Genomic DNA, 6,456 nt, shown 5'->3' with positions numbered 1-6,456 from the left:
TTTTCTACTCAACCGCTTGCGCCGACCTTCAAACCATCTTCCGATCAGCGGGAGGCGCATTCTACAGCGTTCAAATTCGCTGTCAAGCACCTCGGTGAAGCTTCGTTTCGAGCCCCTTTCGGGGCTGAACCGCTGCGGCGAACAACCTGCCGGAGCGCTTCACCACCCCTGGGAGAGAATCCGTAAATCCTTGATTTTCAAGCATTTACTCTTCGTCGTCGCCGGGAGTGGTGCGCATTATAGGGAGATAGAAACTGGCGTCAACGATTATTTCAAAAATAATTCAAATAACCGCCGGAAGCGCTTTCAGCCCACCGAAACCGCCTCGCCAGCCGGCTTTTTCTGCGCCAGCAGGTAGAGCCCGACGAGGAAGCCGACCAGGCACAGAGTGACCACGTAGTAAGCCGGCCCCATCGGGCTCTGCTTGAGCAGCAGGGCCACCGCCATCGGCGTCAGCCCACCGAAGATGGCGTAGGCCAGGTTGTAGGAAAAGGACAGGCCGGAGAAACGCACAACCGGTGGGAACGCATTGACCATCACGTAGGGAACGGCGCCGACGATGCCGACGAAGAAGCCGGTCAGTGCATATAAAGGAAAGAGCCAGTCCGGGTGGGCCTTGAGGTTGCCGTAGAAGCTCCAGGACACCAGCGCCAGCAGCACGCTACCGGCAACGAAAGTCAGCCCCGCGCCGAAACGATCCGCCATGCGCCCGGCGACGATGCAGCCAAGGGTCAGGCAGACGATCGCCAGGCTGTTGGCCTTGAGCGCCGTGGCGGCATCGAAGCCGTATACGCTCTGCAGCACGGTAGGGGTCATCAGGATGACCACCACGATCGCGGCCGACAGCACCCAGGTCAGCAGCATCGACACCAGGACGGCGCCACGATGATCGCGGACCACCGCTTTCAACGGCACTTCCTCTGCCAGCGCCTTGCGCTGCTGCAGCTCGGCGAATACCGGCGTCTCGTGCAGCCAGCGGCGCAGGTAGACCGAGAACAGGCCGAACACCCCGCCGAGCAGGAAGGGAATCCGCCAGGCGTAGTCCTGCACCTCTGTCGCGCTATAGAAGCTATTGATCGCAGTAGCCACCAGCGAGCCCAGCAGGATGCCCGCCGTCAGGCCGGAAGTCAGCGTCCCGCAGGCATAACCGACATGCCGTGCCGGTACATGCTCGGCGACGAAGACCCAGGCCCCCGGCACCTCCCCGCCAATCGCGGCGCCCTGGATCACCCTCAGCAGGAGCAGCGCCAGGGGCGCCCAGATGCCGATCTGCGCGTAGGTCGGAAGCAGGCCCATGATCAGGGTCGGCACCGCCATCATGAAGATGCTCAGGGTGAACATGCGCTTGCGCCCGAGCAGGTCACCGAAGTGGGCCATGATCACGCCGCCCAGCGGCCGCGCCAGGTAGCCGGCGGCGAACAGGCCGAAGGTTTGCAGCTGACGCAGCCATTCCGGCATGTCCGCCGGGAAGAACAGCTTGCCGACCACGGTGGCGAAGAACACGAAGATGATGAAGTCGTAGAACTCCAGCGCTCCACCCAGGGCGGAGAGGGACAGGGTCTTGTAGTCGCTGCGGGTCAATGGACGCTGGGCCGGCGCCTCGGGAGCATTCGCGGATGGCATGTCGGGATTGTTCTCTTTATTCGTTCAGCAAGCATGAGCGGGGTTCGACCGGCAGGCGTGTCGACCTGCGACCCGGGGACGCAGGAGCGAAACCATAGCAAATCGACGAATGTCCACACAGTCGGTCGAAGAGAGAACCGGGCGGTCGTCGGCTGCCCTACTCCTCTATATAATGCCCGGGCGCCTCTGAAAGCTGTCCCAAGACCTTGCACCGGCAGGCGTTTTGGGAGAGTTTTCCCCTAAACCGCGCTTGAACAAGAAATCCGGGGGGCACGAGGCCCTTACCTATGATCGAGCTTGAACAAGAAGACCCCATTCCCCAGGGAGACCTGGCCTTGCAGATTACCGCGCTGCCGCGCGAAACCAACGGTTTCGGCGATATCTACGGCGGTTGGCTGGTATCCCAGATGGACCTGGCGGGAACCGCCATGGCCAGCAAGATCGCCGGCGGCCGTATCGCCACCGTCGCCATCGACCGCATGGCCTTCATGGTGCCGGTCGCGGTAGGTGCCCAGCTTTCCTTCTATACCCAGACCCTGGAAGTCGGCCGCAGCTCGATCCGCATGCTGGTCGAGGTGTGGAGCGACGACCCGCTGTCCAGCGAATGGCGCAAAGTCACCGAGGCGGTGTTCGTGTTCGTCGCCATCGATGGCAGCGGGCGCACCCGCCCGGTCCCGCCACGCCGGGGCTAGACGCAGGAACGCCGGCTATCGCCGGCGTTCTTGTTTGCGCGTTCCTCAGGCCCGCACGGGGTTGCCGCGTACCGGCGCATCCCCGGCCACGTAGTACTTCGCCGTGCTGCGCGGCAGCGGCTGGCGACCGCGGATCCTGTCGGCGATCTTCTCGGCCATCATGATGGTGGTGGCATTGAGGTTGCCGGTGATGATCAGCGGCATGATCGACGCATCCACCACTCGCAGTCCTTCCATGCCATGGACCCGTCCCTGGCCATCGACCACCGCCATGTCGTCGCTGCCCATCTTGCACGAGCAGGATGGGTGGAAAGCGGTCTCAGCATGGTTGCGGATGAACTCGTCGAGTTCGGCGTCCGACTGCACGCTCACCCCAGGGCTCAACTCGCGGCCCCGATAGGGGTCCAGCGCCGGCTGGTTCATGATCTCGCGGGTCAGCCGGATGCCGTCGCGGAACTCCTGCCAGTCCTGCTCGTGGGACATGTAGTTGAACAGGATGCTCGGATGCTGGCGCGGGTCCCTGGACTTCAGGTGGATGCGCCCGCGGCTCGGCGAGCGCATCGAGCCCATGTGCGCCTGGAAGCCGTGCTCCTGCACGCCCTTGCTGCCGTTGTAGTTGATCGCCACCGGGAGGAAATGGAACTGGATGTTCGGCCATTCGAACGCTTCGCGGGTTCGGATGAAGCCGCCAGCCTCGAACTGGTTGCTGGCGCCGAGGCCCTTGCCGAGGAACAGCCACTGGGCACCGATGGCAGGCTGGTTCCACCATTTGGTCGCCGGGTAGATCGACACCGGTTGCTTGCAGGCGTACTGCAGGTAGAGTTCCAGGTGATCCTGCAGGTTGGCGCCGACGCCCGGCAGGTCATGCACCACCGGGATGTCCAGGTCGCGCAGCAGGGCCGCCGGGCCGACGCCGGAGCGTTGCAGCAATTGCGGCGAGGCGATCGCGCCGCTGCACACCAATACTTCGCGGCGGGCGTGGGCGGTGACCGGGTTGTCGCCGTTGCCCACCAGGTAGGAGACGCCGATGGCGCGCTTGCCGCTGAACAGGATGCGGTCGCTCAGGGCGTGGGTGACGATGGTCAGGTTGGGCCGGCCGCGGGCCTGGTCCAGGTAGCCGCGCCCGGTGGCGGCGCGACGGCCCTCCGGGGTGACGGTCCGGTCCATGGGGCCGAAACCTTCCTGCTGGTAGCCGTTGAGGTCATCGGTTCGCGGGTAGCCGGCCTGCACGCCGGCCTCGACCATCGCATGGAACAGTGGGTTGTTGCCGGCCTTCGGCGTGGTCACGCTGACCGGGCCGTCGCCGCCATGGTAGTCGTTGGGACCGATGTCCCGGGTTTCCGCCTTGCGGAAGTACGGCAGGCAGTCGAGGTAGCTCCAGTCCTCGAGGCCCGGCTCCTTGGCCCAGCCGTCGAAGTCCAGGGCGTTGCCGCGGATGTAGCACATGCCGTTGATCAGCGAGGAGCCGCCCAGGCCCTTGCCGCGACCGCACTCCATGCGGCGGTTGTTCATGTAGGGCTCGGGGTCGGTCTCGTAGGCCCAGTTGTAGCGCCGCCCCTGCAGCGGGAAGGCAAGGGCCGCCGGCATCTGGGTGCGGAAGTCGAAGCGGTAGTCGGGACCGCCGGCTTCGAGCAGCAGGACGCTGACGTCGGCATCTTCGGTGAGGCGGGTAGCGAGTACGTTACCGGCAGAGCCGGCTCCGATGATGATGTAGTCGAATTCCTGGGACATGCAGGCCTTCCTCTTTTCTCGGCATGACACCGGCCGCGACGCTGGCGCGCCGGTGTCTGGAAGTTCGGAATGGCCGGTGTCAGGGAGCGTTGCCTGGGACCGGCCTGGTTAGGGGTTCGAGCGCTGCGTCGAGGCTCAGAACACCGAGGCGTAGTCGCCCAGCTCCACTTGCACGGACTTGATGCGAGTGTAATGAGCCAGGGTGGTGAGACCGTTCTCGCGACCGACACCGGATTGCTTGTAACCGCCGACCGGCATTTCCGCCGGCGACTCGCCCCAGGTATTGATCCAGCAGATGCCGGCTTCCAGGCGATGGATGGCGCGGTGGGCGCGGGCCAGGTCTTGGGTCACGACGCCGGCGGCGAGGCCGTACTCGGTATCGTTGGCGCGGCGGATCGCCTCGTCTTCGTCGTCATAGACCAGGATGCTCATCACCGGGCCGAAGATTTCCTCGCGGACGATGGTCATGTCGTCGCGGCAATCGGTGAACACGGTCGGCGCGACGTAGGCGCCATTGCCGAACGCTCCATCGGTCACACGCTCGCCGCCGCACAGCAGGCGAGCCTTCTGCGCCTTGCCGGACTCGATGTAGCCGAGCACGCTTTCCATGTGCGGGAAGCTGACCAGCGGGCCGAAGTTGGTGTTCTCGTCCTGCGGGTCGCCGAGACGGATGCGCTGCACGCGCTCCAGTATCTTGGCTTCGAAGCGGGCCTGCTGGGAACGGTGGATGAACACCCGGGTGCCGTTGGTGCAGACCTGGCCGGAGCTGAAGAAGTTGGCCATGACGGCGATGTCGGCGGCACGGTCGAGGTCTGCGTCGGGGAAGATGATCAGCGGGGACTTGCCGCCCAGCTCCATGGTCACTTCCTTCAGCGACGAGCTGGAAGCGCTGGCCATGACTTTCTTGCCGGTGGAGGTGCCACCGGTGAAGGAGATCTTCTCGATCAGCGGGTGCTCGGTCAGCCACTGGCCGACTTCGCGTCCGCTGCCGGTGAGCACGTTGAACACGCCGTCCGGCACGCCGGCCTCGGTGTAGATCTCGGCCAGCTTGAGGGCCGTCAGCGGGGTGACTTCGCTGGGCTTGAAGATCATCGCGTTGCCGGCAGCGAGGGCCGGGGCGGATTTCCACAGGGCGATCTGCACCGGGTAGTTCCAGGCGCCAATGCCGGCGACCACGCCCAGCGGCTCGCGGCGGGTGTAGACGAAACTGGTTTCGCGCAGGGGAATCTGCTCGCCTTCGATGGCCGGGACCAGGCCGGCGTAGTACTCGAGCACGTCGGCGCCGGTGACGATGTCCACCGAGCGGGTTTCCGCCAGCGGCTTGCCGGTATCCAGGGTTTCCAGGGCAGCCAGTTCGTCGTTGCGCTCGCGGAGGATGTCGACGGCGCGACGGAGGATGCGCGAGCGCTGCATGGCGGTCATCGCCGCCCACACCTTCTGCCCCTCGACGGCGCTCTGCACGGCCCGCTCGACGTCTTCCCTGGAAGCCCGCTGGACCTTGGCGAGCACTTCGCCGTTGGCCGGGTTGATGGTCTCGAAGGTGGCGCCACTGCTGGCCTCCACGTAGCGACCGCCAATGTAGAGCTTCTGTTCTTCGAATCGGGCCATGTTGCAGTCCTCTCTTATCGGTATCGCAGGCGCAAGGCGGCGCCGCGGGGGTTTTCGTCCCTACCCCGACTGTTTTGCCAACTGCTGGTCGAGGTAGTCGTAAGCGATGTTCAGGGCCTCGTCGGTATCGAAGGCATCGCCGGTCAGCGCGCCACGCAACCACAGGCCGTCGATCAGGGCCGCCAGGCCGCGTGCCGCGGCGCGGGCGTCGTCCGCCGAGAGCTGGCGGCGGAACTGGTAGCACAGGTTCGAATACAGGCGATGGTCGTTGACCCGCTGCAATCGACGCAGTGCCGGCTGGTGCATGCTGGTCGCCCAGAACGCCAGCCAGGTCTTCATCGCCGGACCATTGACCTGGCTGTCGTCGAAGTTGCCTTCGACGATCGCTCGCAGGTGCGCCCTCGGACTGTCGTCGTAGAGCGCCGCGCGGCGTTCGCGTACGGCCTTGCTCAAGGCGCTGAGCAGGTGCCGCATGGTCGCTTCCAGCAAGCCGTTCTTGTCCTGGAAGTAGTGGCTGATGATGCCGTTGGAAACACCCGCCAGGCGGGCTATCAGGGCGATGCTGGCGTCTCCCATGCCGACCTGATCGACCGCCTCCAGGGTGGCGTGAATCAGTTGCGAGCGGCGGATGGGCTGCATACCGACCTTGGGCATTGCTATCTCCTCTCGTCGATGGGTGCGTGCGGGCACCGACCGACGTCATTGGTGGCCAGTCTATTTTGTTTTTATTGAACGTTCAATCAACTAAGAATAAGCTCGGCGTCCATGAGCGGCTCCCAGCCTGCGTGCAACCTGGCCCGCG

6 protein-coding genes are annotated in these 6,456 nt (G+C 64.8%); 2 read left to right on the top strand and 4 right to left on the bottom strand.

Translation table 11 applies throughout. The features are described 5' to 3' along the window. Positions 1–358, top strand: a 358-nt coding sequence (locus FHW81_RS21265; protein ID WP_429480184.1) for a hypothetical protein, incomplete at its 5' end; no start/stop codon positions are given. Here FHW81_RS21265 and FHW81_RS21260 read toward each other — a convergent pair. Continuing rightward, positions 307–1,623, bottom strand: a complete 1,317-nt coding sequence (locus FHW81_RS21260) for an MFS transporter (protein WP_003096675.1) — start codon at positions 1,621–1,623, stop codon at positions 307–309. The genes FHW81_RS21265 and FHW81_RS21260 overlap by 52 nt on opposite strands. A gap of 287 nt (positions 1,624–1,910) precedes the next feature. On the opposite strand from FHW81_RS21260, the gene FHW81_RS21255 reads away from it, so the two are divergent. Beyond that, positions 1,911–2,315 (top strand): acyl-CoA thioesterase, encoded by a 405-nt coding sequence (locus tag FHW81_RS21255; RefSeq protein WP_003096677.1) that lies wholly within the window; start codon positions 1,911–1,913, stop codon positions 2,313–2,315. A 45-nt stretch (positions 2,316–2,360) separates the two neighbouring features. Here FHW81_RS21255 and betA read toward each other — a convergent pair whose 3' ends face one another. The 3 genes from betA to betI form a co-directional block, all read right to left on the bottom strand. Beyond that, positions 2,361–4,046, bottom strand: coding sequence for a choline dehydrogenase (betA, locus tag FHW81_RS21250; protein ID WP_003104848.1), 1,686 nt, complete (start codon positions 4,044–4,046; stop codon positions 2,361–2,363). A gap of 135 nt (positions 4,047–4,181) precedes the next feature. Further along, complete coding sequence (gene betB / locus FHW81_RS21245) at positions 4,182–5,654, bottom strand: betaine-aldehyde dehydrogenase (protein ID WP_023088821.1); 1,473 nt, start codon at positions 5,652–5,654, stop codon at positions 4,182–4,184. Positions 5,655–5,714: 60 nt separating this feature from the next. Further along, positions 5,715–6,308, bottom strand: a complete 594-nt coding sequence (gene betI / locus FHW81_RS21240; protein ID WP_003096684.1) for a transcriptional regulator BetI — start codon at positions 6,306–6,308, stop codon at positions 5,715–5,717. Positions 6,309–6,456 lie beyond the last annotated feature (148 nt).

The organism is Pseudomonas sp. RC10-4-2 (assembly GCF_050433085.1).
Lineage (GTDB): Bacteria > Pseudomonadota > Gammaproteobacteria > Pseudomonadales > Pseudomonadaceae > Pseudomonas > Pseudomonas aeruginosa.
The sequence above is the reverse complement of the archived record's forward strand: the minus strand, read 5'-3'. Positions and strand labels throughout refer to the sequence as shown.

What these genes read in the sequence shown, in the direction of transcription:
- FHW81_RS21260 (WP_003096675.1), bottom strand. Translation starts at nt 1,623, where the DNA reads ATGCCATCCGCGAATGCTCCCGAGGCGCCGGCCCAGCGTCCATTGACC.
- FHW81_RS21255 (WP_003096677.1), top strand. Translation starts at nt 1,911, where the DNA reads ATGATCGAGCTTGAACAAGAAGACCCCATTCCCCAGGGAGACCTGGCC.
- betA (WP_003104848.1), bottom strand. Translation starts at nt 4,046, where the DNA reads ATGTCCCAGGAATTCGACTACATCATCATCGGAGCCGGCTCTGCCGGT.
- betB (WP_023088821.1), bottom strand. Translation starts at nt 5,654, where the DNA reads ATGGCCCGATTCGAAGAACAGAAGCTCTACATTGGCGGTCGCTACGTG.
- betI (WP_003096684.1), bottom strand. Translation starts at nt 6,308, where the DNA reads ATGCCCAAGGTCGGTATGCAGCCCATCCGCCGCTCGCAACTGATTCAC.